Raw genomic sequence first — 26,458 nt, 5'->3', positions numbered from 1 at the left:
TCTTCAAATCCGCCAGCAAGACCTAAGCAAAAAGGCTCCAATCACATATTGGAGCCTTTTGAGTTGAAGCCGAATACTAAGATTGAAATTAGAGTTTAATTAAAACCCTTTCTTGTGCGCTCCAATCTAGATGATATTTCTCACCTGCAGGCTTATCTAAGCGTTCAAAGGTATGCGCGCCAAAAAAGTCACGTTGCCCTTGAAGTAAATTGGCAGGCAGGGTCTCACTGCGATAACTGTCGTAATAAGCGAGCGCCGAACTAATACAAGGCACTGGGATCCCTTGCATAATCGCCGCAGCCACTGCAATGCGCCACTCGGTTTGTTTTTCCGATAAAGTGCTGGCAAAAGTATCGGCCATCAATAAACAACTTAAGTTCGCATCAGCTTGATAAGCCTGGGTTATCGATTGCAAGAAGGTGGCACGAATAATACAACCCGCACGCCAGATTTTCGCGATCTCAGCAAAATCGAGCTGCCATTTTTGCTCCAGAGCCGTCATCGCCATCAGTTGGAAACCTTGGGCGTAGCAACAGACTTTAGCGCAATAAAGGGCACTCTCTAGGGCATCGATTAAGTTGGCTTTTTGGTTTTCATCCATCGCTGGAGATAGAGGGCCAGCGAGCTTTTTACTAAGCTCAACACGTAGGGATTTTTGGGTGCTTACCGCGCGAGCATAAACGGCTTCGGCAATGGTGGGAGCCGGACAACCAATTTGCAGACTGCTCACAGCAGTCCAAAGGCCCGTACCCTTCTGTCCCGCTTTATCGAGGATCATCTCAACTAACGGTTTGCCTGTTAATGGATCTGCTTGCTTTAATACCTCTGCACTAATGCCCATGAGATAACTGTTTAAACTGCCCTGATTCCAGCGTTCAAACACCTCGCCCACTTCAGCGGCACTCATGCCAAGGCCATCATGCAATAATTGATAAGCTTCGCAAATCAGCTGCATATCGGCATATTCAATGCCGTTATGCACCATCTTCACATAGTGCCCAGCACCAGCAGGGCCAATATAAGTGGTGCAAGGCTCGCCTTCTGTTACTGGATTACCCGGTTCAAAACGCTCAATCGGCAACCCAGTTTGAGGGTTGACCTTAGCGGCGATAGCCTTCCAAATCGGTGCCACATGTTGCCAAGCGCCAAGATCGCCACTTGGCATTAACGAAGGGCCAAAACGTGCCCCCACTTCACCACCCGAAACGGCTGAGCTGAAGAAAATAAACTGTCCTTGGTAATGTTGTTCACGCTCAACGGTGTCTGTCCAAAGACTATTACCCGTATCGATAACGATATCGTCAGCTTCGATACCGGCAGAAATTAAAGCAGCACATACCCCATCCACAGGCGCACCTGCGGGGACAGAGAGTACCAGAATACGAGGTTTAGTGAGGCTGGCTAACATTTCTGAAAGATTAGCACAGCCTGTTATACGTAGTTCCTGTCCTACACGCTCTTGTTTTTCTTGTTGTAAAACCCCGTTGACTTTAACAGGATCGAGATCGAAGACACTGACGCGATATTGATTGTCGGCGATGTTTAGCGCGAGGTTTTTACCCATCACACCAAGTCCAATCACGCCAATGTCATTAAGATTGCTGTGGTTTTGCATTATATAATTCCCACGGGTCACAGAGGTTAGAAATAACCAATTTGGAGGTGTAATTATATCGGGCTTTGTAACTTAATTACCAGAGAGAATAGACGATGCATACGATTGGCAATTTCGATTGATTTAGAGGACACTTTGTTTTATCAGGGAAAAATCCTAAATATGACCAAGTCTCGTTCCCATCGTATACATCCATCTCAAGCTAGGTGTGATGTGAAGGCAATGTTAATGCCTATGTTAGTGAGCCAGCTTTAACCCCAACACACCAAGCAATATTAAAATTAAGCTTGCAATTTTCAGCAAGCTTACGCCCTCGCCTAAGAGAATAATGCCCGCAATTGCGGTGCCCATTGCACCTATGCCAACCCAAACCCCATAAGCCGTTCCAATAGGTAATTGTTTAACGGCAAGGCCAAGCAGCAACACACTCAAAGCCATAGAAAGCACGGTGAACACACTCGGCCATAAGCGAGTAAAGCCGTCGGTGTATTTAAGCCCAATGGCCCAACCAATTTCGAACAGTCCAGCAAGTATTAATAGCAACCAGCTCATAGAGAACTCCCATACGGGGTCGTCCCCAAATTGATATCGGCGTATTTAGGGTCGTCCCTAAGCCGTTATGAAATGTTTTTGGGTCGAAAGCGACAAGGATAATGAATGTCCGCAGTGCCACTTAAGATCCGGCGCCTTAATAGTGCCCTGTCGATGCAAGGCCCTATTAAGAATGCTGGCTAGACTAACAAAAAGTGACGAATAAGGGCAAGTGCTCTACGCATTCGTCTAAATCTAAATAACCTGAACTCGGGGTAACGAGTGTCGAAAAAATCTCAATTTAACAAACCAAATCAATGCTATAAATGATTATTTTGAAAAGAAAAATCTTTTCCCTGACTGAATACGCAGATTTTTGCGCATATCAAGGCGCTCTGTCGTATGCCATAGCGAGCTATGGTTAGACAGAGCAACGCAGAGAGGCCCGAAAAGATGCCTATTCAGCGGCCCTACTTATCCTGAGCTCAGGTTAAATAAGAAGGCGACAATCTAAAAAGACTATCGCTTTCTCTTTTACTTCACGATCTTAACTTTCTAAGCCGTTAACTTGAGCCGCTCCCCCTACCCCACTAATGCATCGGCATAGCCCATACGAGTTAAAGTAGTACGCACTAAATCGAGCGTCTGCGGATCTTCAATGGTGGCAGGTGCAGTATAATGTTGATTATCAGCAATTTTACGCATTGTCCCCCGCAAAATTTTACCTGAGCGAGTTTTCGGCAGCTTTTGAATCGCGCTCACCAACCTAAAGGACGCAACGGGACCAATTTCTTGGCGAACGAGGGCAATTAACTGCTTATGCAGCTCCTCATCCGTAATAGTCACGCCCTTTTTAAGTACCACTAAGCCTAATGGCACTTGGCCCTTTAATTTGTCATCAACACCAATGACAGCGGCTTCTGCCACATCGGGATGCTGGCACAGCACCTCTTCAAACCGCCCTGTAGAGAGACGATGGCCCGCTACGTTAATGATGTCATCAATACGGCTCATAATGTAGAGATAACCCTCTTCATCCATATAACCCGCATCACCTGTGAGGTAGTAGCCGGGATACATAGATAAGTAACTGTCTTGATAGCGTTTATTGTTTTGCCAAAGCGTAGTGAGTGTCCCAGGTGGCAGTGGTAATTTTATCACCACATTGCCTGACAAATTCGGCGCCACTTTAGCCCCCATCTCATCGACCACATCAACTTGGTAACCCGGAACGGGTCGCCCCGGTGAGCCGGCTTTAACCGCAATCGGTGCTACACCCATTAGATTTGCCGCAACAGGCCAACCTGTTTCAGTTTGCCACCAATGGTCGATCACCGGTTTATGTAACTTGTCCTCAGCCCAATGCAAGGTGTCGGGATCGCAGCGTTCACCTGCAAGAAACATATTTTTCAAGCAAGTTAAATCCACTCCTTGAAGATATTCGCCATCGGGATCTTCACGCTTAATGGCGCGAATTGCCGTAGGTGCGGTGAAAAAGCTTTTAACTTGATACTTAGCAATCGTGCTCCAAAAAGCACCGGGATCCGGCGTGCCTACGGGTTTACCTTCATATAGCAGCGTGGTCGCGCCCGCAAGTAACGGACCATAAACAATATAGGAATGGCCCACGACCCAACCCACATCCGATGCAGCCCAAAACACATCACCTTGATGGATATCGTAAATATTGGCCATTGACCAAGCCAATGCCACTGCATGACCACCGTTGTCACGCACTACCCCTTTAGGTTGGCCCGTGGTCCCAGAGGTATAGAGCACATATAAAGGATCAGTTGCGTTTACCGTGACGCAATCAACGCTTTCACATCCCTTTAGTGCCGTTTGCCAATCGGCATCTCGGCCTGCTTGCATCTGCGCCTCATATTGAGGGCGGTTTAAAATCAAGCAATGCTCAACTTTGTGCACGGCTTCATTAAGCGCTTTGTCTAATAAGGGTTTATAGGGCACAACACCCGAAGGTTCGATCCCACAGGATGCAGACATCACCAGCTTTGGCTTGGCATCGTTGATACGAGTCGCCAGTTCATTGGCGGCAAAACCACCAAATACGACCGAATGAATTGCTCCAATGCGCGCGCAAGCAAGCATGGCATAGGCTGTTTCGGGCACCATAGGCATGTAAATGATGACACGATCCCCCTTTGTCACGCCCATCGCATGTAGATAACCCGCAAGCCTAGCCACCTGCGCCAGCAACTCGTGATAGGTAATACTGTACTCGGTTTCCGTTACTGGGCTAACGTAATGAATCGCAATCTGCTCGCCGCGGCCAGCGAGCACGTGTCGGTCTATCGCGTTATAACACGTGTTTAGCTCACCATCGCTAAACCAGTGATAAAACGGTGCCTCGCTTTCATCTAATATTTGTTTGCTTGGCGTAACCCACTCTAAGGCTTTGGCTGCTTGTTGCCAAAATGCTTGTTTATTCGCAATAGATGTTTGATGTAATTGTTTTCCAACATCTGTCATAAGGCCTCCCATCATGACACTCTCCTGTGTTACCACAGGTGAAACTCTCCCCTTCCTTCTCGAATTGATTATGACCTGCGACGCGTTATTCCCCCATTAGACTAAGGGATAAAGCGTTGTAAATAATAAATCCAGCTTGGCGCTTGCTGTGCTGAAAATTTCCACATAATCTTATGTTTTAATGGTTTTTTCTCGGAAAGAAATACTCATTATGCGACGCATCCATCATTTTACTCTCGGCTTATTACTGTTATTAAGCCCCGTAAGTACTGCCTGCTGGGCCTCGACGCCACAACTCGAAGCGTTACTCGAACCCCTGTCGCTCGGTGAACGGGCTAAAGTCGATAACACTCAAATTATCAGTGCTAAGTTACTCTCACGGGTCTATCAAGTTCGCCATTATCAAGCACTCTGGGAAGATAAAGACTATGCGGGCACTATGCTTGATGTGATTAAAAGAGCCGATGAGGAGGGGCTTGCAAAGGAAGATTACCACTATCCCAAGTTGGTCGAACTTTACCAACAACTCAGTGCATCGAATTGGCAGGATGAATACAAAAGCAGTATATTTGAAGTGCTCCTAAGCGATGGCATAATTACCTATGCCATTCATTTACTTAATGGCAAAGTCAATCCCAGTATGCTCGGCAAAACCTGGAACTATGATGAAGCCCATCTGGATTTTGATACCACATTAAAACAGCTTGAAGAGCATATTAAAGCACATACGGTTGCCGAGGCGATTAATGGATTGGCGCCTAAGATTACCCCTTATCATCAGCTAAAACAGTATCTTGCCCATTATAAAGACTTGGCCGCCCGCTATCCTTTTACCACTATTCCCTATACGGAAGTTATCAAACCCGGTACTACGTCACCATCAATAAAAGGGATAGCAGCAAGGCTGAAAGAACAGGGTTATCTTGACGCTAACGCAACGGTGCAAGATGCCACACTCGTGGCAAATGCTCCCTTACTCTACGACAACATCCTTGAAGCCGCGATACGTCAATTTCAAGCTGATCATAGTCTTAAGGCGGATGGAGTGATCGGTGCAGGCACTATGGCCGCATTGAATGTTCCCTATGCACAACGCGTTGAACAGATCCGTATCAACCTTGAGCGCGCCCGCTGGTTATCAGCCAACTTATCCGCAAACTACCTAATCGTCAATTTGGCAGGCTATGAACTATTACTTTTTAAAGACAATAACTTAAGCTGGAGAACCGACATTATCATCGGTAAAATTGACTCAAAAACGCCGCTGTTTAAATCAAAATTAAAATATGTAGTCGTGAATCCTACTTGGACGGTACCAAATAGCATCTCCACCGAAATCATTAATCATCAGCGCAAAGATCCCGATTATCTGCACAAAAAGCACTTTAAAGTGGTTGAAAGCTCAGGCACGCCCGTCGATGCCAGCGGTATAGATTGGCACAGTATGACACGCAAAAACTTCCCCTACTGGTTTGTGCAAGAGCCAGGAGCAGATAACTCACTTGGTTTAGTAAAATTTATCTTCCCAAACCAATATTCGATTTATCTGCATGATACTCCGTCTAAAAATCTATTTGATAAAACAGACAGAGCCTTTAGCCACGGCTGTATTCGGGTGAAAGATCCTTTAGTGCTCGCCGATAAACTCCTGAGTGCTAATGCTAATTGGTCGAGCGAAACACTCAATAACAAACTTGCAGAGGGAAAAACAGAAAACCTGTTTTTAGATGAACCCTTAGATATTTTGATCATGTATTGGACGGCAACGATCAAAAATGGAAAAATCAAGTTTTACAATGATGTATATACACGCGACCCCGTACTTATCGAGGCATTAAACCGCCCAACCTATGAAGGTGTGTTAGCAGACGACGGCTTGCTTAATACGCTGGACTAAACACTTTCAAATATGTCTTGGTTCATCCCCTTGATAAACGCCCTTCACCCGTGTCGCCATATGGACAACACGGGTACACCCTCTAAAAAAACGCTTGTATGAAATCTAATTAAAATCATTTTTATCAAAAAGTTAACCAAAGTTCATTATTCAAGGTGGCAACAAGAATTGACAAAAATACCAGACTAACCACGCCGCAATCTTTACCTTTACGTAAACTTCATATATCTTGCTTAAAAATGCTTAACTAAGGTGCCTGAATGAGCGCAACTAACACGCCACAAACGACTTATTCGATCAGTGATCTCTCCAAAGAGTTTGATATCACGACCCGAAGCATTCGTTTTTACGAAGACCAAGGTTTACTTAAGCCCAAACGTCGCGGCCAAACCCGCATTTACAGTCTAAAAGACAGGGTGCGACTCAAGTTAATCCTGCGCGGCAAGCGCCTTGGGTTCTCCCTTGCGGAAACCCGACGTCTGTTCGAGCTTTACGATGCCGACAAGAGCAGCACCACTCAGCTCAATACCATGCTTGCCCTGGTGGAAGAAAAGAAATCCGCGCTACAGCAGCAAATGGACGATATTAAAGTGGTCCTGATGGAGCTAAATTCAGCCGAGCAGCAATGCCGCCTCGCCCTAGAAGAAAGCAAAGTCAAAGCATAAGACAGGCGAGCATAGCATTAACGAACACCTCAGTTAGCACGACAGCGTGATAGGGATGCATCACGCAAAGCAAGACAGATTTAAAGACTCAAGCACCTAATAATCATAAAAATATAAATTAGAACATCAGAAAGGACACAAGCAATGAACTCACTCTACACCAGTCTTAATTTTGGCCTAGGCGAAGATGTCGATATGCTGCGCGATGCGGTGCACGATTTTGCTCAACACGAAATCGCCCCCATTGCCGCCAAAGTCGACCACGACAACGCCTTCCCTAACGAAATTTGGCCCGTGCTGGGTGGAATGGGGCTTTTAGGTGTCACTGTGCCTGAGGAATACGGCGGCGCAAACATGGGCTACCTCGCCCATGTTGTCGCAATGGAAGAAATTTCCCGCGCTTCAGCCTCTATCGGTTTAAGTTATGGCGCTCACTCTAATCTGTGTGTGAACCAAATAAACCGTAACGGTAATGCTGCACAAAAAGCCAAATACTTGCCCAAGCTGGTGAGCGGTGAGCATATCGGCGCACTGGCAATGAGTGAACCTAATGCGGGTTCCGATGTGGTCTCAATGAAGCTGCACGCCCGTAAAGAAGGCGACCGTTATATCCTCAATGGCAACAAAATGTGGATCACCAACGGTCCCGATGCTAATACCTATGTAATTTATGCCAAAACCGACTTAACCAAAGGTGCCCACGGCATCACCGCCTTTATCGTTGAGCGCGGTTTTAAAGGTTTCAGCCAAGCGCAAAAACTCGACAAATTAGGCATGCGCGGTTCAAACACCTGTGAACTGGTGTTTGAAGATGTCGAAGTGCCAGAGGAAAACATTCTTGGTGGCTTAAACAATGGCGTCAAAGTGCTGATGAGTGGCTTAGATTACGAGCGCGTTGTGCTCTCAGGCGGCCCGCTGGGGATTATGAATGCCTGTATGGATATCGTCGTGCCTTATATCCACGAACGTGAGCAATTTGGTAAATCCATCGGTGAATTCCAATTAGTACAAGGCAAATTAGCCGATATGTACACAGGTATGAACGCCGCTAAAGCCTATGTCTACAGTGTGGCGAAATCCTGCGATCGCGGTGAAACCACCCGCAAAGACGCCGCGGGCGCCATTCTTTACAGCGCGGAACTTGCCACCAAAATGGCACTGGATGCCATTCAATTGCTCGGCGGTAACGGCTACGTTAACGAATACGCCACCGGCCGCTTACTGCGCGATGCCAAACTCTATGAGATTGGGGCTGGCACCTCAGAAATTCGCCGAATGCTGATTGGCCGCGAACTCTATAACGAATCGAAATAAGCAGTCTAGGGCGAACTTAGCGTGAACGGCATGCGCGTTAATCGACTTAATCAAATCCCTAAGTCGCCCAACTAAGCCAACGGATACTGAGTTACCGCTTTATAAGGACAATCAACGTGACGCAATTAAGCAGTCGTATCAACGCCCGTAGCGATGAATTTAAAGCCAAATCCGACGATATGGCCGCCCTAGTGGCCGATCTCAAAACCAAACTCGCCAAAATCGAACTCGGTGGCGGCCCTGTGGCGCTGGAACGTCATTTATCCCGCGGTAAACGCCTGCCCCGTCAACGGGTTGAGAAACTCCTCGACGCAGGTTCGCCCTTTTTAGAATTGTCGCAATTTGCGGCATTTGAAGTCTATGACGAAGAAGTGCCCGCCGCTGGCATCATTGCAGGCATTGGCCGCGTGAGTGGCGTCGAGTGCATGATTATTGCTAACGATGCCACGGTCAAAGGCGGCACTTACTACCCAATTACCGTTAAAAAACACATCCGCGCCCAAGAGATTGCCAGCCGCTGCCATTTGCCCTGTATCTATTTAGTCGACTCCGGCGGCGCTAACTTGCCCCGTCAGGACGAAGTCTTTCCAGACCGCGATCATTTCGGCCGGATTTTCTACAACCAAGCACAAATGTCGGCCAAGGGCATTCCGCAAATTGCAGTGGTGATGGGTCTGTGTACCGCAGGCGGCGCCTATGTGCCTGCGATGGCGGATGAATCTATTATCGTAAAAGATCAAGGCACTATCTTCTTAGCCGGCCCACCGTTAGTCAAAGCCGCAACCGGGGAAGAAGTCAGCGCCGAAGAACTTGGCGGCGCCGACGTACACACCAAAATTTCGGGCGTGGCCGATCACTTAGCCCAAAACGATGAGCATGCCTTAGAGCTTGCGCGCCGCGCGGTATCACGCCTTAATCATCAAAAAGAAATCACATTACGCTTAAGTCCGGTAAAACCGCCAAAATTCGACATTAGCGAACTCTACGGCATTGTCGGCACCGACTTGAAAAAGCCCTTTGATGTCAAAGAAGTTATCGCTCGCATCGTCGACGACTCTGATTTCGATGAGTTTAAAGCCAACTATGGCGCGACCTTGGTGTGTGGTTTTGCCCGCATTCACGGCTATCCCGTAGGGATTGTGGCCAACAACGGCATTTTATTCTCAGAATCGGCGCAAAAAGGCGCACACTTTATCGAGCTGTGCTGCCAACGTAAGATCCCACTATTGTTCCTGCAAAATATCACCGGCTTTATGGTGGGTAAAAAGTACGAGCACGAAGGCATCGCTAAGCACGGCGCCAAGATGGTGACCGCAGTCTCCTGCGCCAATGTGCCTAAATTCACTGTGATTATCGGTGGCAGCTACGGCGCGGGTAACTACGGTATGTGTGGCCGCGCCTTCGAGCCGACCATGATGTGGATGTGGCCCAATGCGCGCATATCTGTAATGGGTGGCGAGCAAGCCGCTGGCGTATTAGCGACAGTGCGCCGTGACGGTTTAGCCCGTAAAGGCGAAGAATGGTCTGCTGAGGATGAAAAAGCCTTCAAGGCACCGATTATTGCCCAGTACGATAAAGAGGGTCATCCCTACCATGCCAGCGCCCGCCTGTGGGATGACGGCATTATCGACCCAGCGCAAACCCGTGATGTGGTAGGCCTTGCCCTGTCAGCCGCATTAAATGCCCCTATCGAAGACACCCGCTTCGGCGTCTTCCGTATGTAACGCATCTTGCGATGCCTTACGTATCACTCATATAGAGGGAATAACAATGACTGACACACAACACCAGAACACTAGCACTCAATCCTTAGGTCATTTGCAGCACGCCTTAGGCCATTTGCAACATGTAAGCTACGCGCTGGATAACGGCGTGGGCGAGTTAATCCTTAACAGAGCCGAAGTGCACAACGCCTTCGATGAGGTGATGATAAGCGAGATGATCGCCGTCCTCGGTTATTTTGCCGAGCGCCAAGACTGCAAACTGCTGCTATTAAAAGCCAATGGCAAAAACTTCAGCGCTGGCGCCGACTTAAACTGGATGCGCAAACAAGCCAAGATGGATTTTGATCAAAACCTCAATGACGCCAAGGCGCTGGCCAAGCTGATGCAGGATCTAGATACCTTTCCAAAACCCACTATCGCCTTAGTCCAAGGGGCAGCCTTTGGCGGCGCGCTTGGGTTAATCTGCGCCAGTGATATTGCCATCGCCACCGAGCGCGCCAGCTTCTGCTTAAGCGAAGTCAAACTCGGGCTGATCCCCGCGGTGATTAGTCCCTACGTTGCCCGCGCAATGGGCAATCGCGCCTCACGCCGCTATATGCTGACCGCAGAGCGTTTTGATGCGCAAACGGCGCTCAAACTCAATGTTATCCATGAGATAAACGACGATCTTGAGGCCGCAGCGCAGCCGATTATCACCGCGCTGCTCGCCAACAGTCCGCAGGGAATGGCGTGGGTGAAGACCCTACTCACTCGCCTCGAAGACGGCGTAATAGACCAAGATACAATTGATTACACCAGCGAGCGCATCGCCCGCATTCGGGTATCTGATGAAGGCCAAGAGGGCTTAAACGCCTTTTTTGAGAAACGTCAGCCGAACTGGCACACGCCAACAGATACTCAAGGAGTCCTTTAATGTTGACCAAGCAGATGTTGACTAACAGCATGTTCACTAAGCTTTTAATTGCTAACCGTGGTGAAATTGCCTGCCGCATTATCAAAACCGCGCAGGCCATGGGCGTTCGCACCGTTGCTTTATATTCCGATGCCGATAAAAACGCGCGCCATGTTGCCATGGCTGACGAATCGTTTTACTTAGGTGGCAGCGCCCCAGCAGATTCTTACCTCAAGGGCGACTTGATTATTGCAATCGCCAAAAAAGCTCAGGCGCAAGCCATTCACCCAGGTTATGGCTTCTTATCGGAAAACGCCGACTTTGCCCGCAAGTGTGAGGCGGCCGGAATCGTGTTTGTTGGCCCGGGCAGCGATGCCATCGATGCCATGGGCAGCAAGAGCGCGGCCAAAGCCATTATGACGGCGGCGCAAGTGCCTTTAGTGCCAGGTTACCATGGTGACGATCAAACCGATGCCACCCTCAAGGCCGAAGCCTTAAAAATCGGTTTCCCGATGCTGATTAAAGCCGCCTACGGTGGCGGTGGCAAAGGTATGCGTATCGTTGAGCATGAAGGCGAAATCATGGACGCCATCAACTCTGCGCGCCGTGAAGCGGCCTCCTCCTTCGGTAACGATAAGTTATTGATGGAGCGTTATTTACGCCAGCCTCGCCATGTCGAAGTCCAAGTGTTTGCCGATACCTTTGGCAATGCAATTTACTTATCGGATCGCGACTGCTCGATTCAACGCCGCCATCAAAAAGTGGTCGAAGAAGCGCCAGCCCCAGGTTTAAGTGATGAGCTGCGCGCCCAAATGGGTGAAGCTGCCGTAGCCGCCGCCAAGGCTATCGATTATGTTGGCGCGGGAACCATTGAATTCCTGTTAGATACCGACAATAGCTTCTACTTTATGGAGATGAATACTCGTCTGCAGGTAGAACACCCAGTGACCGAAATGGTGACTGGCCAAGACTTAGTCAAATGGCAGTTGATGGTCGCCAGTGGTCAGCCTTTACCGCTCAAACAGGACGAAGTGCGTATCCACGGCCACGCCTTTGAGGTACGTATTTATGCCGAAGATCCGCAAAATGAGTTTTTACCCGCCAGCGGTAAGCTCAATTTCCTGCGCGAGCCCGAGCAAAGCAAATACGTGCGTATTGATTCCGGCATCCGTGAAAACGATGTGATCAGTAACTTTTATGATCCGATGATCGCCAAACTGATTGTGTGGGATGAGTCGCGTCCACGTGCGCTGCAACGCCTAGTGCATGCCCTCGAGTCCTATCAAATCAGTGGGCTTAAACACAATATTGAATTTTTGGCCAATATTGCCGAGCATCCCGCCTTTGCCAAGGCCGACTTTAGCACCGACTTTATCAACCGTTACGGCGATGCGCTGATTGGCAGTGCTTCGAGCGAAGCCGACACTGCGCTTGCCTTTGCCGCGCTGTATCAAGTGCTTGCCCGTAAAGAAGCCGCCAAGGCACAGGCGATTAATAGCGCCGATCCAGACTCGCCTTGGGGCCAAGTCAGTGGCTTTAGACTCAACAGTGTCAGCCAGCATTCTATTGCTCTGCTCGACGATGCCCACGAGTTACAACAATTGGTATTGTTAGACTTTGGCGATCACTATCAACTATCACATAATCGATCGTCACAGCATCAATTATCCCAATCCGCAGCCGATGGCCAAGTGAGTAAATCCCTAAGTGGTGAGCTTAAGCAGGATTTACTGTTAGCCGAAATCAACGGCCATAAGAGTAAAGTGCCTGTCAGCGCTCAGGGCGATGATTTTACGCTGTTTTTACCATCAGGCAGTTATCACTTCAGGGCGGTTAAAACCCAAGTGGTTGAGGCAGAATCGAGCAATGAAGATAAGCTCAAGGCACCGATGAACGGCACTGTCGTGACTCACTTGGTCGATGTTGGTGCAGAGGTTAAGGCGGGACAAGGGCTACTGGTGATGGAAGCGATGAAGATGGAATACACCATTGAAGCCCCCTTCGACGGTATCGTTACCGAGTTCTACTTTAAGGCAGGTGAGCTTGTGAGTGATGGCGCCGTGCTGCTCCATGTTGAGCCCAAAGCCCAGAGCGAGGAAGCCTAAGATGTCAGCGCAGGATCTTTCGAACTTAAGCGCGACCTCGTTAAGCGCCACCTCGGATAGCGTCAGCTTATTCGAGATGGGGCCCCGTGATGGATTGCAGAATGAAGCAGCCGTCCCGACACAGGCCAAAGTCGCCTTGATTGAAGCCCTTGCCAATGCAGGCGTGAAGCGAATTGAAGCAGGCAGTTTTGTGTCCCCCAAATGGGTGCCACAAATGGCCGATAGCGGCGAAGTATTGCGCCAAATTCGCCGTCAAGCGGGCGTGGTTTACAGCGCCCTCACGCCTAATGTCAAAGGCTTAGAGCTGGCGCTGGATGCAAAAGCTTCCGAAGTTGCTATCTTTGGTGCGGCGTCGCAAAGCTTTAGCCAACGCAATATCAACTGTTCGATTGAAGAGTCGATTGAACGCTTTATCCCGTTGATGGACATGGCAAAAGCTGCCAATATCCCAGTACGTGGCTATGTGTCCTGCGTTTTAGGTTGCCCCTATGAAGGGGAAATCGCGGCGAGTGAAGTGGCAAGAGTGTCTGAAATCCTTTACAAAATGGGCTGTTACGAAATTTCGCTCGGTGACACTATCGGTGTAGGCACGCCGTTAAAAGCCCGTAAAATGCTGCAAGCCGTGATGGAGCGAGTGCCGGTTGAAAAGCTCGCTCTGCACTTCCACGACACCTATGGCCAAGCATTAGCCAATATTACCGCCTGCCTCGATTTAGGCGTGCGCAGCTTTGATGCCTCAGTGGCGGGCCTTGGCGGTTGCCCCTACGCCAAAGGTGCGTCTGGCAATCTGGCGAGCGAAGACTTGGTCTATATGCTCCACGGGCTCGGCTTGAAGACGGGTATCGATTTAGAAAAACTGGCATTAGCGGGTTTTGGGATCAGCAAACAATTAAATCGTCTTAATGGCTCTAAAGTCGCCAATGCAATCTTGCAGGGCGCCAAAGCCTAGGTGCTAGATGCTAGATGCTAGATGCTAGATGCTAGATGCTAGAAATGATTGGACACGAATAACAAATTAAAGGACATCAAAATGGCAGGACTCAATAAAGTCGTCAGCAGCTATGAAGAAGCGTTAACAGGTTTATCCGATGATATGACCATTATGGTTGGCGGTTTTGGCTTGTGCGGTATTCCTGAAGGCTTAATCAATCAAATGGTTAAGATGGGCGTTAAGGGCTTAACCGCCATTTCAAACAACGCTGGTGTGGATGATTTCGGTCTGGGCTTATTGTTAAAACACCGCCAGATTTCGACCATGATCGCCTCCTACGTAGGTGAGAACGCCACCTTCGAACAGCAAATGCTCTCGGGCGAACTCAATGTGATTTTAACGCCGCAGGGCACGCTGGCGGAAAAAATCCGCGCGGGCGGTGCAGGTATTCCAGCATTTTTTACCGCCACAGGCTACGGCACACCCGTTGCAGAAGGCAAAGAAACCCGCGAAATTAAAGGCCGTCACTATGTGTTAGAAGAATCACTGACCGCCGATTTTGCCCTCGTTCGCGCCTGGAAGGCCGATACTATGGGTAACTTAGTGTTTCGCAAAACCGCCGCCAACTTTAACCCTATGATGGCGACTGCGGGCAAAATCACGGTAGTGGAAGCCGAGTTTATTGTGGAGCCGGGCGAGCTCGATCCTGATCATATCCATACTCCCGGGATTTATGTTGATCGCGTCATCCAAGGCAAGTTCGAGAAACGTATCGAGCAACGCACGGTAAAAGCAGCGAAATAAGTAACGCTGAACGATTAACAACGCAAAAGCGACAGAGTCTAAGCCCTAAATAAAGACCGAAAAATTGAGGCCAATAGCGACTCTAGATAAAGGAAGGATAAAGATCATGGCATTATCAAGAGAACAACTGGCACAGCGCGTTGCCAAAGAATTACAAGACGGCTACTACGTCAACCTCGGTATTGGCATTCCCACGCTAGTGGCTAACTATATTCCCGAAGGTATGGAAGTCATGCTGCAATCGGAAAACGGCCTGCTCGGCATGGGTGAGTTTCCGACGGAAGAAACCATCGATCCGGATTTAATTAACGCAGGCAAACAAACCGTTACCGCGGTAAAAGGTGCCTCGTTTTTCTCCTCCGCCGAAAGCTTTGCGATGATCCGTGGCGGCCATGTGGACTTAACCGTACTCGGCGCCTTTGAGGTCGATGTAAATGGTTCTATCGCCTCATGGATGATCCCAGGCAAGCTCATCAAGGGCATGGGCGGCGCGATGGATTTAGTGGCGGGTGCGGAAAATATTATCGTGACTATGATGCACGCCGATAAGTACGGCAACTCTAAGCTGTTACCCGTGTGCGAATTACCGCTCACAGGCTACGGCTGCATCAAACGTGTTGTCACCGATTTAGCCTTTATCGAAATTAAAGACGGTGCCTTCCATCTGTTAGAACGCGCCCCCGGTGTCAGCGTTGAAGAAATTGTCAGCAAAACTGCTGGCAAATTAATCGTGCCAGACCATGTACCTGAGATGGTGTTTTAAGCGTTTTTAAACCTAAGTATTAATGACGTCTTAGCTCCTAGCGTTCGATGCATTAACTTATTTGATTCAAGTAAGCCCAGAATATAAATCTGGGCTTTTTATTGTTTTGCTTAATCCATTGAACCTGACGAGGGCAACAGCACTTATGCTCTGGCGACACGCCGTAAACCCATCCTTGGGGGCTCAACGAAAAAATCCCTTTTTTCGATGGTCGCCAACGCATCAGTGCTATTTGCCTATAAAGTCCGACCTATCCCCATGCATTAGCTTCTTTCCCAGCCTCTTTTTGTCATCCCCGCGAAAGCGGGAAACCATAAGTAAAATTGACACTTACTTACGGCGTATTCGGCGGTGAACTCGAATGACGCCTGTACGTACACGTCGGACTTTTTCTAAGCCGCGTATTCGGCGGTGAAATCACTTTGACATACCTGTCAGTGGCGATTAGAAAAAATCATAGAAAAATCAAGAAAAATCAGGCCACCCAAGATAAAACAAGAACATAATGCACTTTCTGTTAGCATTCAAGTGACGAAAAGTCACTTAGCCGTTAAAAGGCTAGCGAAGTAGGGTTACAAAGGATTGTGACTAACTAAATTGACCTATTTGGCTGAAAAACGATATTTTTAGTAAAACAAGCCCAACCCATTGTCTCGTTGGAGGTGTTGGAGCTTTTGAAGGAACGAGCAATGAAACAGGCTTGAAATCAGCCTGTGTTAAGGTAACGACAGCATTTAGCAAAGTGCCGTCGTCGCATCTCTAAATGCTCGCAGTAATCGGTCAGTTCTTGCAACGTACCGACTGGGCCATGAAATAGCTTGCCAAACTCGGTGGTCAGTTTAAGCCAATTGTCTTGGGATATATTTAATCTAGTCAGTAACTTGGTGCTATTTCCACTTATTGCACCACGCTTATCGTTGCGGATGATCCGCCCTGTATCCTCAACTAACTCAAGATAATCCTTGAGCGTAAACGCGATTCCATTAGGTTGGTTATCGCGTTCATTGCCAATGAAAGGCAGTAGATTGCTGGGCTGTTCACCTTTCAATGCAGCCCGAATGCGTAGCTGAATGCTGGTATGGTCTGATTGTTCTGGCGTGTTAGCCATTTTGGCTCTGATGGGATTCAAATCAACATAGGTCATACAGGCTAAAACCGCAGCTTCATCAAGTAGAGCCTGTGACTTAAAGCGACCTTCCCAGAAACGACCACTACAGTTATCTTCTTGATTTGCTTGCCTTGCTATCGGTTCGTTTAAGCAACGCATGAACCAACTGATATCACATAAACGGCTACGGTAAATTGCTATTGCATGTTTTAGCCTGAGGACTTGGTGAGGTTCAACCAACTCACCTTTAGCGAATTTTTGCGTTAATTCATCACCTTTAAATAGCTTATGCCACTGCTCAAGCACTTCGCGATCAGTCCAACGATTAGCACGGTCGATATCCACCCGTAACACCACATGCAAATGATTCGACATTACCGCAAAGGCCGCTATATCAATAGCAAAAACCGCCTCAAGTTCAAACAGTAACGATTCTACCCAAGCGCGGCGATGGTCATAGTTTTTACCCGAATAGGTATCATCGCCGCATAAAAATGCACGCCGAACAACGCGACTACAACAGTGATAGAAGGGCGTGTCTTCAACACTAATCTGAGTTCTTCTAGGCCTCGGCATAGCAACTCCTCCACATAAACACTTTTACTGAGTCTAGTAGAGGAGCCTAAATAACGCGATTTGTAATGGGTGGCTAGATTTTATCCGGTCCAACGATTTGCCGTCTCGATATCGACTCGCAGCACCAGATGCAGATGATTGGACATCACCGCAAACGCGGCCACATCAATGGCAAAAACCGCTTCAAGTTCAAATAATAATGACTCAACCCAAGCGCGGCGATGGTCATAGTTTTTACCCGAATAGGCATCATCACCACATAAAAAGGCACGTCGTACCACGCGATTACAGCAATGATAATAGGGAGTGTCTTCAAGACTTATCTGAGTTCGGCGAGGGCGCGGCATACAAACCTCCTTGTCTAATGCTTAACCAAAGCATAGTAGGAGGTTTACTTCCGCGCTATTAAGCCTGGGTGTCCAACTTTAGCTCCGTCCAACTTTAGCTCCGCTTCCAACTTTAGCTCCGCTTCCAACTTTAGCTCCGCTGCAATGCTTTGTTAACTTTCTTTTCGCACTCACCAAGAAATACAATATTCGTAGCAGTCAAATGCAACGTGTAACTGACCATAGTTTCTGAAACGCTTTTTATCTCAGAACCTTGTCCGTGCCCACCTTCTTTATTCCTCACCGTGGGGACTCCACTTTCGAGCAAAGCTCGAAAGTGGCTAAATTGTTCCTGCATATATATTGGAATTAGCTCGTTAGTAACGCAAACGTTAATTAATTTCTTTGCTGTATCATTTTGCCCAAATTCCCAGCCGTGTTTCTCGCATATAGCTTTCATTGTACTTTCAAAGGACTTGAGACAATCGACAAGAGCTTCTTTATATCGCTGATTCCGGTAGTGAGAATGCGCGGACAGAAATTCATCTCTAGCACCTTTTAATAATTTCTCTCCCTGCAGAATAGATAGTGCTGGCTTAACAACCTCACTATGAATATATTGAGAGTCAATTCTTATAATCTCACCAGAGAGGAATTCGTATCCGACACCAGCTTCTTTGAATCTTTGATTGAGCTCTTCTACGGCATCCGTTGCTTCCTGTGTTGTTCCCTCTTCGCGAGTAAAGTTATACTGCTTTTCCTTTACATGAAACTCGATAAAATTAAATGACAGCTCAATAATATCTAGGCATTCTTCAAAATTTTCTGATTGTAAAAAATAATCATAGACAGCTTCAAAGTGGCTTATTCTTTGTTTGTTAGATAGTGAAAAAACACCATATTCTTTACAAAGAATTTCATGAATTTCACGATAGACAACCTCTGAATAGGTTTCCCCTCCGTAGCGGCTGTGATTAACCCGAGTGCCAATTGTTGCTTTTATAATATGAACAATTTGAACTCTTAGCTTCTGAGGGATTTCGTCATATTGATAGACATCAGGCACATCTCCTCTGGTCTTTTTCTGTCTGGAAGAAAATAAATCAAAAATAGCCACTTATGTTCCTTATGGTAAGAGCTGAACTTAAAGTTAACGTCTTAGTATTTATGCGCTGCGCTGTTTGCAGGGCATAAATCGCTTGTTGGACTTGGCCGCTGCCACATCCGTGTAAATGGGTATGAATGATGCTATAGGAATTTGCTTTTTTGCGGTAGCGGTTTTTTATACAGTTTAGAGGGTAATCACTTGATATTGTTTTAGCTTTCTCATTCTTTTACGCTTATTTTTTGCTGATGAATCGCTATCTAACGACTCAAAACTCCAAGGAATACACCTCCCCTCGGAGTTGCCGCGGGGCGAATAGACAAATTGCGTGAGTCTCGCCATGGATGGCGAGCTAGCTTTCGCAGGTGCAGGGACGCATCCTTCGGAAGCGATAGCAAATTTGTCAATGAGCACAAGGAGCTTTCAACTCCGTTGGGGCGTCTTGGAGCATCCAAGGAGGATAGGACGAGCAGTCCTCCTTGGTCGGGTGTGGGGTGAAGCCCCACGACTTTGATTTTGATTAAAAAATTCAAACTACGAAAAAGATGGGATACATCACTTCTAAGTCAAACCATCAACTTTTCTATAAGCAAAGCTTTACTTGGCCTATTCCTTTTTTGAACTGCGAAACACAATTTGGGGCATAATGGGTTTAGAAATGGCAGCGTACCTATGAGCTCGCTGCCATTTTAATATGATACTTTAATACTCAGTATGAGACTTTATTACTCTCCCACACTTAATAAACGCAGTCACAAACATATGGGTGATTATGTTGCAACGACAGGGATCTGCGGATTAAAGATGCGGCCCATGACGTGTTAACCAACACATTAACCAGAATACAAACAAGAGGACAAAGGATGTACCAGATTGCGATTGTGATATTTGATGAATTTACCGATATCGATTTCTTTTTAATGCGCGATATTCTCGGCCGCACAACAACAGATTGGACAGTCAAAGTGCTAGGCACCAAACCTAGCCACAGGTCGAGTTTGGGGATGACGGTTGCAACCGATGGACATGTCGCGCAAGTCGCCGATGCTGACGTGGTGTTATTCAGCAGTGGCTACAAAGGCGTCCCTGCCGCACTTGCTGATCCTGAGTTTATGTCGGCCCTTAAATTAGATCCCTCACGGCAATTACTTGGCAGTATCTGTGCGGGATCATTCTTCTTTGCCAAGTTAGGCTTACTCGACAATATCTCGGCAACGACGCATCCCGATGCTAAACCCGCATTAGTGGCCATGGGCGTGGAGGTGGAAGACTCTGCTCTGGTGATCAATGGCAATATTGCTACTGCGGGAGGTTGTCTGTCCTCACTCTATTTAACGGGCTGGATTGCGGAGCGCTTATTTGACAGAGCGAAGCGCCGCGAAATTCATCGGCAACTGATCCCCGCAGGCCAAGCCGATGTTTTTGACGCTTTAATCGAATCCTCGATTGCCTCAGCCATTCGCTAACATTGCGCCCTGGGATAAAAGGCCTTCAAAAATGACACTCAAAGCATTACTCAATCAGTTAAAAACTGAGCACAAGATCACCAGCGTAGCTGAACTGGCGGCCTTACTGGCGCGAGATGCGGCGCTGGTTCAGCAGATCAAACAGGCGGATGCGCAGTATTGGGTCAACTTTAGCAAGCAGACATTTGATGGTTGGTACTGTGTCACCACGCCATCGAATGCCAGCTACCATGTGTACTATCAAGAGCGTGGGCAACATTGTTGGGGAGAAGAAGTGTTTAGCGATCAACATTTAGCAATCGCTACGGTGATTTTTCAGTCAGGGCTGTTTCACGCTGAATAAAGGCATCACTGCAAAGTGTTAATCACTTTTGATGAGTTAGGCTGAGCACTTAATGCCAAGGCTTTATACCTAAACCCGATTCGGCACGCCCATAACAAAGCCATCAATCTGCCGCCACTTACAATATTGATGGCTTTTCATCTGAGTAACTTACTGTTAATGTGATGTTTTTATAAGCAATTGACGTTCAGATTGAGCGAGACAATGGCAGCGGAGCATTCACTATGGATTGGTTACTGATCGCCCTCGCTGGCTTACTCGGCGGCATGTTAAATGCGGTGGCGGGCGGCGGCAGTTTTATCACCTTATTTGCCCTTGTGTTTGTGGGCGTGCCACCATTGATGGCCAATGCTACGGGTACAGCGGCCCTGCTCCCCGGTTACCTTGCCAGTGCCTGGCGTTTTCGAAAAGAGATTGAATATCCAGCAAATCTTAGCTTGAAAACCCTGTGCTTGATTGCGATAGCTGGCGGATTTCTAGGCGCGGCGATTTTGCTGAGCACCAGCGAGCAAGTATTTGCTTATCTTGTTCCTTGGTTAATTTTGCTGGCAACCCTCGCCTTTATCGCCGGACCTTGGTTACTGAAAAAACGCTTAGCCCATGCCAACGTCACCTGTGTGAATACCGTCAAGCCACTGACAGCAATGATGATTCTCTTCATCGTTTGTATTTACGGCGGCTATTTTAATGGTGGGTTAGGGATTATTTTGCTCGCGACCTTTGGGCTACTGGGGCAAACTCAATTACAGGGTATGAACGGGCTTAAAAATTTACTCTCCGCCCTACTCACCAGCATCGCAGTGGTAATTTACGCCCTAGGCGATCTGATTGATGGACAATATCTGCTACTGCTTGCCATCATGGCCATTGTTGGCGGCTATCTGGGCGCCGCGCTGGCTTATCGTATTCCCCAATCCCTATTACGGGGCTTTATTGTACTTGTGGGTTTCGCCATGAGCATAGGATTTTTTATGCGTTAAACCTTTTGCGTTAGCCCAAAGTGTTTCAACCAAAAAAGTCGTGCCTTGGCAGAATACATGCTTAACAAAAATCTAGGTACAGGACAGAACAAGGAAGCGTCATGGGCGCCATTTCGATTAGGCAAGCACAAATAGCCGACCTTAACCCCATAGCAACCTTACTGTTGCAGCTGGGTTATCTTGCCACTGAGGCGCAGTTACAACAGTATCTCGATGATCCTAAAAGATCGGATGAAATCTATCTCGCCGAGTCTGAGGGAGTCGTGGTTGGGCTGATAAGTTTGATCTTCTTTGATTATTTTCCCTCACAACAGCAAATTTGCCGCATTACTGCTTTAGTGGTGACTGAGGCCAGTAGAGGATTAGGTGTGGGGACGCAACTGATTGACTTTGCCAAAGACAGAGCAAGTGAGCGGGATTGCCGCCAGCTTGAGGTCACCACATCTATGCACCGCGAGAAAACCCAAGCCTACTACGAGTCCATTGGCTTTGAGAAAAGCTCCTTTCGCTATATCCAAGCTATCGAAGATAAATGAGTAGAGTGTTCACCCAATAAAATAGGCGCTTAAGTTCACTTAAGCGCCTATTTTGGCTAAGCGTTAGCGAGGGATTAATCCTGCGCTAATTCCTTTTCTAATTGCTGGGCAATGGCTTCTGGCGAGCCGCTATTACGGGCAAAGAGACCGTAAGCAGTTGGGATCACATAAATGGTAAACAGCGTCGCCAGCATAATACCCGCAAGCACCACTACGCCAATCACAAAGCGGGTTTCAGCACCTGCGCCCGTTGCCAATACCAGAGGGACGGCGCCCGCGGCTGTAGTTATTCCCGTCATCAGAATCGGCCGTAAACGCTGGCAAGAGGCTTGGATAATGGCGCGGTCAAAATCCACGCCTTTATCCCGCAACTGGTTGGCAAATTCGACAATCAAAATACCGTTTTTCGCCGCTAAACCGACCAGCATAATAATCCCAATCTGGCTGTAGATATTAAGGCTCTGCCCGGTAAACCACAGCCCGAGCAAGGCGCCAACCGTGGCAAGCGGTACCGTTAGCATGATCACCATAGGGTGAATATAGCTTTCAAACTGCGCGGCTAATACCAGGAATACAATCCCGAGTGCCAGCAGGAACACAAAGTACATTGAGCTGCCAGACTCTTGATAATCCAGCGATTGTCCCTTGTAGCTGATGACCGCTTCCGCCGGCAAATTAGCCCGCGCGACTTGATTGAGGTAATCAAGCGCTTCACCTAAGCTATAGCCATCAGCCAAGCTAGCTTCGATGGTAATCGCCCGCATGCGATTATAGCGATTAAGCGAACTGGCATCGGCAAACTCTTCTACCGTGACTAAGTTTGATAATGGGATCAGCTCCTTCGTCCGTTCAGAACGAACATAGATATTTTGTAGATCGGCCGCAGTATTTTGGTTACTGCGCTCCCCTTCCACAATCACATCGTACTCTTCGCCATCACGCATAAAGGTAGTGACTAAGCGGGAGCCTAGCATAGACTCCAAAGTACGGCCGATATTGGAAATCGACACCCCAAGACTCGCCGCCCTGTCCCTGTCAATCACCACTCTGAGCTGCGGTTTGGTCTCTTTATAATCATGGTCAAGGCCAAGCAGTTTAGGATTTTCCGCCACCTTTTGCATCATGATATCCCGCCAAGCAGCCAGCTCCTCATAGCTTGGCCCACCAATCACAAATTGCACGGGTTTGCCTACACCACGGCCAAAGGCTTGACGCATCACAGGGAAAGCTTGCACACCGGCTAAATCGGCGAGACGTTTATTAATATCGCCAATCACTTCTTTCATTGGACGACGTTGTCCCCAGTCTTCGAGCACAATAATCGCCATCCCGTTAGAGAAGTCCGCCGCACGGCCAAAGCCTCGGGGCGCGCGGATCAACAGGCGCTTAATATCACCCGAATCCACCAGCGGCATTAAACGGCTTTCCACCTCGGTCATGTAGGATTCGATATACTCGTAACTCGCCCCCTGCGGCCCATTAACCATTAAAAATAAGGAGCCTCGGTCCTCCTGTGGTGCAAATTCCTGCGGTACTTTTTGGGCAAGAAACACGCTGCTCCCAAGTGCAATCAACACGATAACTAACATCAGCACCGGTTTTGTCATCGCGCCCTCTAGCGAGCTTTGATAGCGACGGGAAATGCCCGTCATAATGCTATCAACCTTACGCACTAACCATGAGTCCTGCTCTGCGGGTTTGAGCAGCTTAGCGCACATCATCGGGCTTAAGGTTAACGCCACAATACTGGAGAAAATCACCGCCGCACTCATGGCCACTGCAAACTCTTTAAAGAGTTTACCTAAGTCCCCTTCAAGGAACGTAATCGGCATAAATACCGCCACCAGCACTAAGGTGGTGGCAATGACCGCAAATGCCACTTCACGGGCGCCAAGGAAGGCGGCTTTTAAGGGAGAGTCCCCTTCTTCGATACGGCGGTGAATGTTTTCTAACATCACAATCGCATCGTCTACTACCATCCCGATGGCAAGGATCATCGCCAGCAGCGTCAACAGGTTAATCGTATATCCCAAGGCATAAAGCACGATAAATGTGCCGAGCAACGACACGGGCACGGTAATCGCGGGGATTAACATGGCGCGTACGCTACCAAGGAATAGATAAATCACGATAATCACCAGCACCATGGCGGTAAACAGCGTTTGATACACCTCTTTGATCGAAGCCTCGATAAACACCGAACTATCGTAGCTGCGCTTAATTGACATTCCCGCTGGTAATGTAGGATTGATCTTATCAACTAACGCATTGACGCCGCGGGCCACTTCTAAGGTATTGGCAGTCGACTGTTTCGACACCCCGAGTCCAATCATGGACTCCCTATTACCACGGAACATGATGCGATCTTCATCTGAGCCAACTTCCACCCTTGCCACATCGCCAAGCTTGACCAAATAGCCATCTTCGCCTTGGACTATCACCAAATTGGCAAAGTCCTCCGCGCTGCGATAGCTACGCTCTAAACGCACGGTAAAATGGCGCTCCTTTGACTCAAGCGAACCTGCGGGTAGCTCGACGTTTTCCGCCCTGAGTGCGGCTTCAACATCGGCAACCGTCAGACTGCGCGATGCTAACGCTTGTCTATCGAGCCAGACGCGCATGGCGTACACTTTGCCACCACCAATACGGATCATCGACACACCATCTACCACAGACAGACGGTCGGCTAAATAACGGCGGGTGTAGTCAGTCAGCTCTAATGTGGTCATCTGATCCGACTCAAGATTTAACCACATGATGACTTCATCGCCACCGTTGGCTTTTTGTACCTCTGGGGGATCGGCTTCTTCGGGTAAGTTATCTAATAGACCCGAAATTCTATCACGCACATCGTTAGCCGCATCCTCAATATTACGACTAATATCAAACTCTAAGGTCACTTGTGAGCGACCATCGCTGCTCGATGAACTCACATGGCGAATGCCCTCCACCCCGCTGATCCTGTCCTCAATCAGTTGGGTGATGCGACTTTCGACCACCGCGGCACTGGCACCACGATAGTTGGTTTCAATCGATACAATGGGCGGGTCGATATTGGGGTATTCCCGCAGCGGTAATTTACCGAATGCGACCAGACCAAAGGCCACCAGCAATAAACTAATGACCGAGGCAAACACCGGCCGTTTAACGGAAAGATCGGTCAGGATCATACGCTTGGCTCCGCAGTAGCATCGGAAAGATAGCTAAACTTTTCAGCCAGTTGGGTATTCACCACATCACCAGGGTGCACCTTAAGCAACCCACGGATCACCACGTTTTCGCCAATCGCTAGGCCATCGGTAATTTCGACCCAACCCCGAGTACGAATACCAATGGTGACTTGCTTACGCTCGATGACATTGTCTTTATTCACGCTGTAAACAAAATGTGATTTCTGAATCGGAATAATCGCCGATTCAGGCAACATCAGCGCCTCGCGGCTGCGTTTGATGAGTTTCACCTTCATCAGCATCCCGGGCAGTAAGCGTAAATCATGATTTGGGATTTCGGCGCGCACGATCACGGCACGGGTCGTTGGGTTGACACGGCTATCGATAGAAATCACTTTGCCTTTAAAGATTTCATCGGGAAACGCCACGGCTTTTGCTTCAACAAGCTTGCCGGGTTGTAGCTCTTGAATAAAGCGCTCAGGCACTGAAAAGTCTAATTTAATCTTAGAGATATCATCAAGAGTGCTGATCTCTGTACCCGGTGTGACTAAGCTACCGACACTCACTTGGCGTAACCCTAAACGCCCATTAAAAGGCGCGACAATACTGCGATCATTAAGGGAGGATTGTGCCTGCTCTAATTCAGCACGGGTAGTATCAATTAAGGTTTGCAGGCGGTCACGTTCTAATTCCGCCACAGTGCGACTGGTGACGAGCGAACTAATCCGCGCTAATTCGCGCTGGTTATCACTCACTTTAACCTGCGCCACTTTCACTTTGGCCAGTTGCTCTGCATTTTGCAGTTGCACCAATAAATCACCTTTTTTAACGATATCGCCATCATCAAACTTTAATGAGGTCACAACGTCGGTAACTTTAGGTGTAATCGTAACGGATTCGTAAGCCTTATTTGTGCCGATAGCTTCAACCTCGTCACGCACTTGCGCCATGGCAGCGGCGGCAATAACGACATTAGGGGGGAGCTTAACTTGCACTTTCGCCTGTTCTTGCGGCTGCATAGCTTGATATCCAAACCATGCCGCAGCCAAAATGGCGATGATAATTATGATTTTTTTCATCCGGCTTCCAAATGATGACTCGCATTAGTGACGGCTAG

20 protein-coding genes and 1 pseudogene are annotated in these 26,458 nt (G+C 48.1%); 13 read left to right on the top strand and 8 right to left on the bottom strand.

Annotated features, from left to right (window positions below; translation table 11 throughout):
- Positions 1-88: 88 nt before the first annotated feature.
- The 3 genes from gndA to SO_RS08790 all read right to left on the bottom strand — a co-directional run bounded on the left by gndA (position 89) and on the right by SO_RS08790 (position 4,636).
- A complete protein-coding gene (gndA, locus tag SO_RS08800; protein ID WP_011072009.1) occupies positions 89-1,615 on the bottom strand; it encodes an NADP-dependent phosphogluconate dehydrogenase in 1,527 nt (508 codons plus the stop codon).
- Between the two features lie 237 nt (positions 1,616-1,852).
- Entirely contained in the window at positions 1,853-2,167 is a 315-nt protein-coding gene (gene sugE, locus SO_RS08795) for a quaternary ammonium compound efflux SMR transporter SugE (RefSeq protein WP_011072008.1), read from the bottom strand.
- Positions 2,168-2,728: 561 nt separating this feature from the next.
- A complete protein-coding gene (locus tag SO_RS08790; RefSeq protein WP_011072007.1) occupies positions 2,729-4,636 on the bottom strand; it encodes a propionyl-CoA synthetase in 1,908 nt (635 codons plus the stop codon).
- Between the two features lie 211 nt (positions 4,637-4,847).
- Between SO_RS08790 and SO_RS08785 the strand changes: the two genes are divergently transcribed.
- The 9 genes from SO_RS08785 (at position 4,848) to SO_RS08745 (ending at position 15,731) form a co-directional block, all read left to right on the top strand.
- Complete coding sequence (locus SO_RS08785; protein WP_011072006.1) at positions 4,848-6,533, top strand: L,D-transpeptidase family protein; 1,686 nt, start codon at positions 4,848-4,850, stop codon at positions 6,531-6,533.
- A 260-nt stretch (positions 6,534-6,793) separates the two neighbouring features.
- Positions 6,794-7,198 carry a MerR family transcriptional regulator gene (locus tag SO_RS08780; protein ID WP_011072005.1) on the top strand — a complete coding sequence of 135 codons (405 nt, stop codon included), beginning with the start codon at positions 6,794-6,796 and terminating at the stop codon, positions 7,196-7,198.
- Positions 7,199-7,342: 144 nt separating this feature from the next.
- A complete protein-coding gene (locus SO_RS08775) occupies positions 7,343-8,512 on the top strand; it encodes an isovaleryl-CoA dehydrogenase (protein WP_011072004.1) in 1,170 nt (389 codons plus the stop codon).
- Positions 8,513-8,628: 116 nt separating this feature from the next.
- Complete coding sequence (locus SO_RS08770) at positions 8,629-10,236, top strand: carboxyl transferase domain-containing protein (RefSeq protein ID WP_011072003.1); 1,608 nt, start codon at positions 8,629-8,631, stop codon at positions 10,234-10,236.
- Between the two features lie 46 nt (positions 10,237-10,282).
- Positions 10,283-11,149, top strand: coding sequence for an enoyl-CoA hydratase-related protein (locus tag SO_RS08765; RefSeq protein WP_011072002.1), 867 nt, complete (start codon positions 10,283-10,285; stop codon positions 11,147-11,149).
- A gap of 14 nt (positions 11,150-11,163) precedes the next feature.
- A complete protein-coding gene (locus SO_RS08760; protein ID WP_164925856.1) occupies positions 11,164-13,233 on the top strand; it encodes an acetyl/propionyl/methylcrotonyl-CoA carboxylase subunit alpha in 2,070 nt (689 codons plus the stop codon).
- A gap of 1 nt (position 13,234) precedes the next feature.
- Entirely contained in the window at positions 13,235-14,182 is a 948-nt protein-coding gene (locus SO_RS08755) for a hydroxymethylglutaryl-CoA lyase (protein WP_011072000.1), read from the top strand.
- An 81-nt stretch (positions 14,183-14,263) separates the two neighbouring features.
- Positions 14,264-14,968 (top strand): CoA transferase subunit A, encoded by a 705-nt coding sequence (locus tag SO_RS08750; RefSeq protein WP_011071999.1) that lies wholly within the window; start codon positions 14,264-14,266, stop codon positions 14,966-14,968.
- A gap of 106 nt (positions 14,969-15,074) precedes the next feature.
- On the top strand, positions 15,075-15,731 hold the full coding sequence (locus SO_RS08745) for a 3-oxoacid CoA-transferase subunit B (protein WP_011071998.1): 657 nt from the start codon (positions 15,075-15,077) through the stop codon (positions 15,729-15,731).
- A 706-nt stretch (positions 15,732-16,437) separates the two neighbouring features.
- On the opposite strand, the gene SO_RS08740 is transcribed toward SO_RS08745, so the two are convergent.
- The 3 genes and pseudogenes from SO_RS08740 to SO_RS08730 form a co-directional block, all read right to left on the bottom strand.
- Complete coding sequence (locus SO_RS08740; protein ID WP_011071997.1) at positions 16,438-17,415, bottom strand: transposase; 978 nt, start codon at positions 17,413-17,415, stop codon at positions 16,438-16,440.
- Positions 17,416-17,501: 86 nt separating this feature from the next.
- Positions 17,502-17,762 (bottom strand): annotated as a pseudogene (locus SO_RS08735) (transposase); the annotation flags it as partial.
- A 130-nt stretch (positions 17,763-17,892) separates the two neighbouring features.
- A complete protein-coding gene (locus tag SO_RS08730; RefSeq protein ID WP_011071996.1) occupies positions 17,893-18,858 on the bottom strand; it encodes an STM4504/CBY_0614 family protein in 966 nt (321 codons plus the stop codon).
- A gap of 851 nt (positions 18,859-19,709) precedes the next feature.
- Here SO_RS08730 and SO_RS08720 point away from each other — a divergent pair.
- From SO_RS08720 to SO_RS08705, 4 genes are all read left to right on the top strand, one after another.
- Positions 19,710-20,312 (top strand): DJ-1/PfpI family protein, encoded by a 603-nt coding sequence (locus tag SO_RS08720; RefSeq protein ID WP_011071995.1) that lies wholly within the window; start codon positions 19,710-19,712, stop codon positions 20,310-20,312.
- 31 nt (positions 20,313-20,343) lie between these two features.
- Positions 20,344-20,655, top strand: a complete 312-nt coding sequence (locus SO_RS08715; RefSeq protein WP_011071994.1) for a hypothetical protein — start codon at positions 20,344-20,346, stop codon at positions 20,653-20,655.
- Positions 20,656-20,879: 224 nt separating this feature from the next.
- Positions 20,880-21,635 carry a sulfite exporter TauE/SafE family protein gene (locus SO_RS08710; protein ID WP_011071993.1) on the top strand — a complete coding sequence of 252 codons (756 nt, stop codon included), beginning with the start codon at positions 20,880-20,882 and terminating at the stop codon, positions 21,633-21,635.
- A gap of 101 nt (positions 21,636-21,736) precedes the next feature.
- Complete coding sequence (locus SO_RS08705; protein WP_011071992.1) at positions 21,737-22,171, top strand: GNAT family N-acetyltransferase; 435 nt, start codon at positions 21,737-21,739, stop codon at positions 22,169-22,171.
- 74 nt (positions 22,172-22,245) lie between these two features.
- Here the strand turns inward: SO_RS08705 and SO_RS08700 are convergent, their stop codons facing one another.
- Positions 22,246-25,341, bottom strand: coding sequence for an efflux RND transporter permease subunit (locus SO_RS08700; RefSeq protein WP_011071991.1), 3,096 nt, complete (start codon positions 25,339-25,341; stop codon positions 22,246-22,248).
- Entirely contained in the window at positions 25,338-26,420 is a 1,083-nt protein-coding gene (locus SO_RS08695; RefSeq protein WP_011071990.1) for an efflux RND transporter periplasmic adaptor subunit, read from the bottom strand. The genes SO_RS08700 and SO_RS08695 overlap by 4 nt, the downstream gene beginning before the upstream one ends.
- Positions 26,421-26,458 lie beyond the last annotated feature (38 nt).

The organism is Shewanella oneidensis MR-1 (assembly GCF_000146165.2).
In the GTDB taxonomy this organism is placed as follows: domain Bacteria; phylum Pseudomonadota; class Gammaproteobacteria; order Enterobacterales; family Shewanellaceae; genus Shewanella; species Shewanella oneidensis.
This window is presented reverse-complemented; position numbering and strand designations above follow the sequence as displayed.

What these genes read in the sequence shown, in the direction of transcription:
- SO_RS08780 (WP_011072005.1), top strand. Translation starts at nt 6,794, where the DNA reads ATGAGCGCAACTAACACGCCACAAACGACTTATTCGATCAGTGATCTC.
- SO_RS08785 (WP_011072006.1), top strand. Translation starts at nt 4,848, where the DNA reads ATGCGACGCATCCATCATTTTACTCTCGGCTTATTACTGTTATTAAGC.
- SO_RS08710 (WP_011071993.1), top strand. Translation starts at nt 20,880, where the DNA reads ATGGATTGGTTACTGATCGCCCTCGCTGGCTTACTCGGCGGCATGTTA.
- SO_RS08700 (WP_011071991.1), bottom strand. Translation starts at nt 25,341, where the DNA reads ATGATCCTGACCGATCTTTCCGTTAAACGGCCGGTGTTTGCCTCGGTC.
- SO_RS08695 (WP_011071990.1), bottom strand. Translation starts at nt 26,420, where the DNA reads ATGAAAAAAATCATAATTATCATCGCCATTTTGGCTGCGGCATGGTTT.
- SO_RS08765 (WP_011072002.1), top strand. Translation starts at nt 10,283, where the DNA reads ATGACTGACACACAACACCAGAACACTAGCACTCAATCCTTAGGTCAT.
- SO_RS08745 (WP_011071998.1), top strand. Translation starts at nt 15,075, where the DNA reads ATGGCATTATCAAGAGAACAACTGGCACAGCGCGTTGCCAAAGAATTA.
- SO_RS08740 (WP_011071997.1), bottom strand. Translation starts at nt 17,415, where the DNA reads ATGCCGAGGCCTAGAAGAACTCAGATTAGTGTTGAAGACACGCCCTTC.
- gndA (WP_011072009.1), bottom strand. Translation starts at nt 1,615, where the DNA reads ATGCAAAACCACAGCAATCTTAATGACATTGGCGTGATTGGACTTGGT.
- SO_RS08750 (WP_011071999.1), top strand. Translation starts at nt 14,264, where the DNA reads ATGGCAGGACTCAATAAAGTCGTCAGCAGCTATGAAGAAGCGTTAACA.
- SO_RS08760 (WP_164925856.1), top strand. Translation starts at nt 11,164, where the DNA reads ATGTTGACTAACAGCATGTTCACTAAGCTTTTAATTGCTAACCGTGGT.
- SO_RS08715 (WP_011071994.1), top strand. Translation starts at nt 20,344, where the DNA reads ATGACACTCAAAGCATTACTCAATCAGTTAAAAACTGAGCACAAGATC.
- SO_RS08775 (WP_011072004.1), top strand. Translation starts at nt 7,343, where the DNA reads ATGAACTCACTCTACACCAGTCTTAATTTTGGCCTAGGCGAAGATGTC.
- SO_RS08755 (WP_011072000.1), top strand. Translation starts at nt 13,235, where the DNA reads ATGTCAGCGCAGGATCTTTCGAACTTAAGCGCGACCTCGTTAAGCGCC.
- SO_RS08790 (WP_011072007.1), bottom strand. Translation starts at nt 4,636, where the DNA reads ATGACAGATGTTGGAAAACAATTACATCAAACATCTATTGCGAATAAA.
- SO_RS08705 (WP_011071992.1), top strand. Translation starts at nt 21,737, where the DNA reads ATGGGCGCCATTTCGATTAGGCAAGCACAAATAGCCGACCTTAACCCC.
- SO_RS08720 (WP_011071995.1), top strand. Translation starts at nt 19,710, where the DNA reads ATGTACCAGATTGCGATTGTGATATTTGATGAATTTACCGATATCGAT.
- sugE (WP_011072008.1), bottom strand. Translation starts at nt 2,167, where the DNA reads ATGAGCTGGTTGCTATTAATACTTGCTGGACTGTTCGAAATTGGTTGG.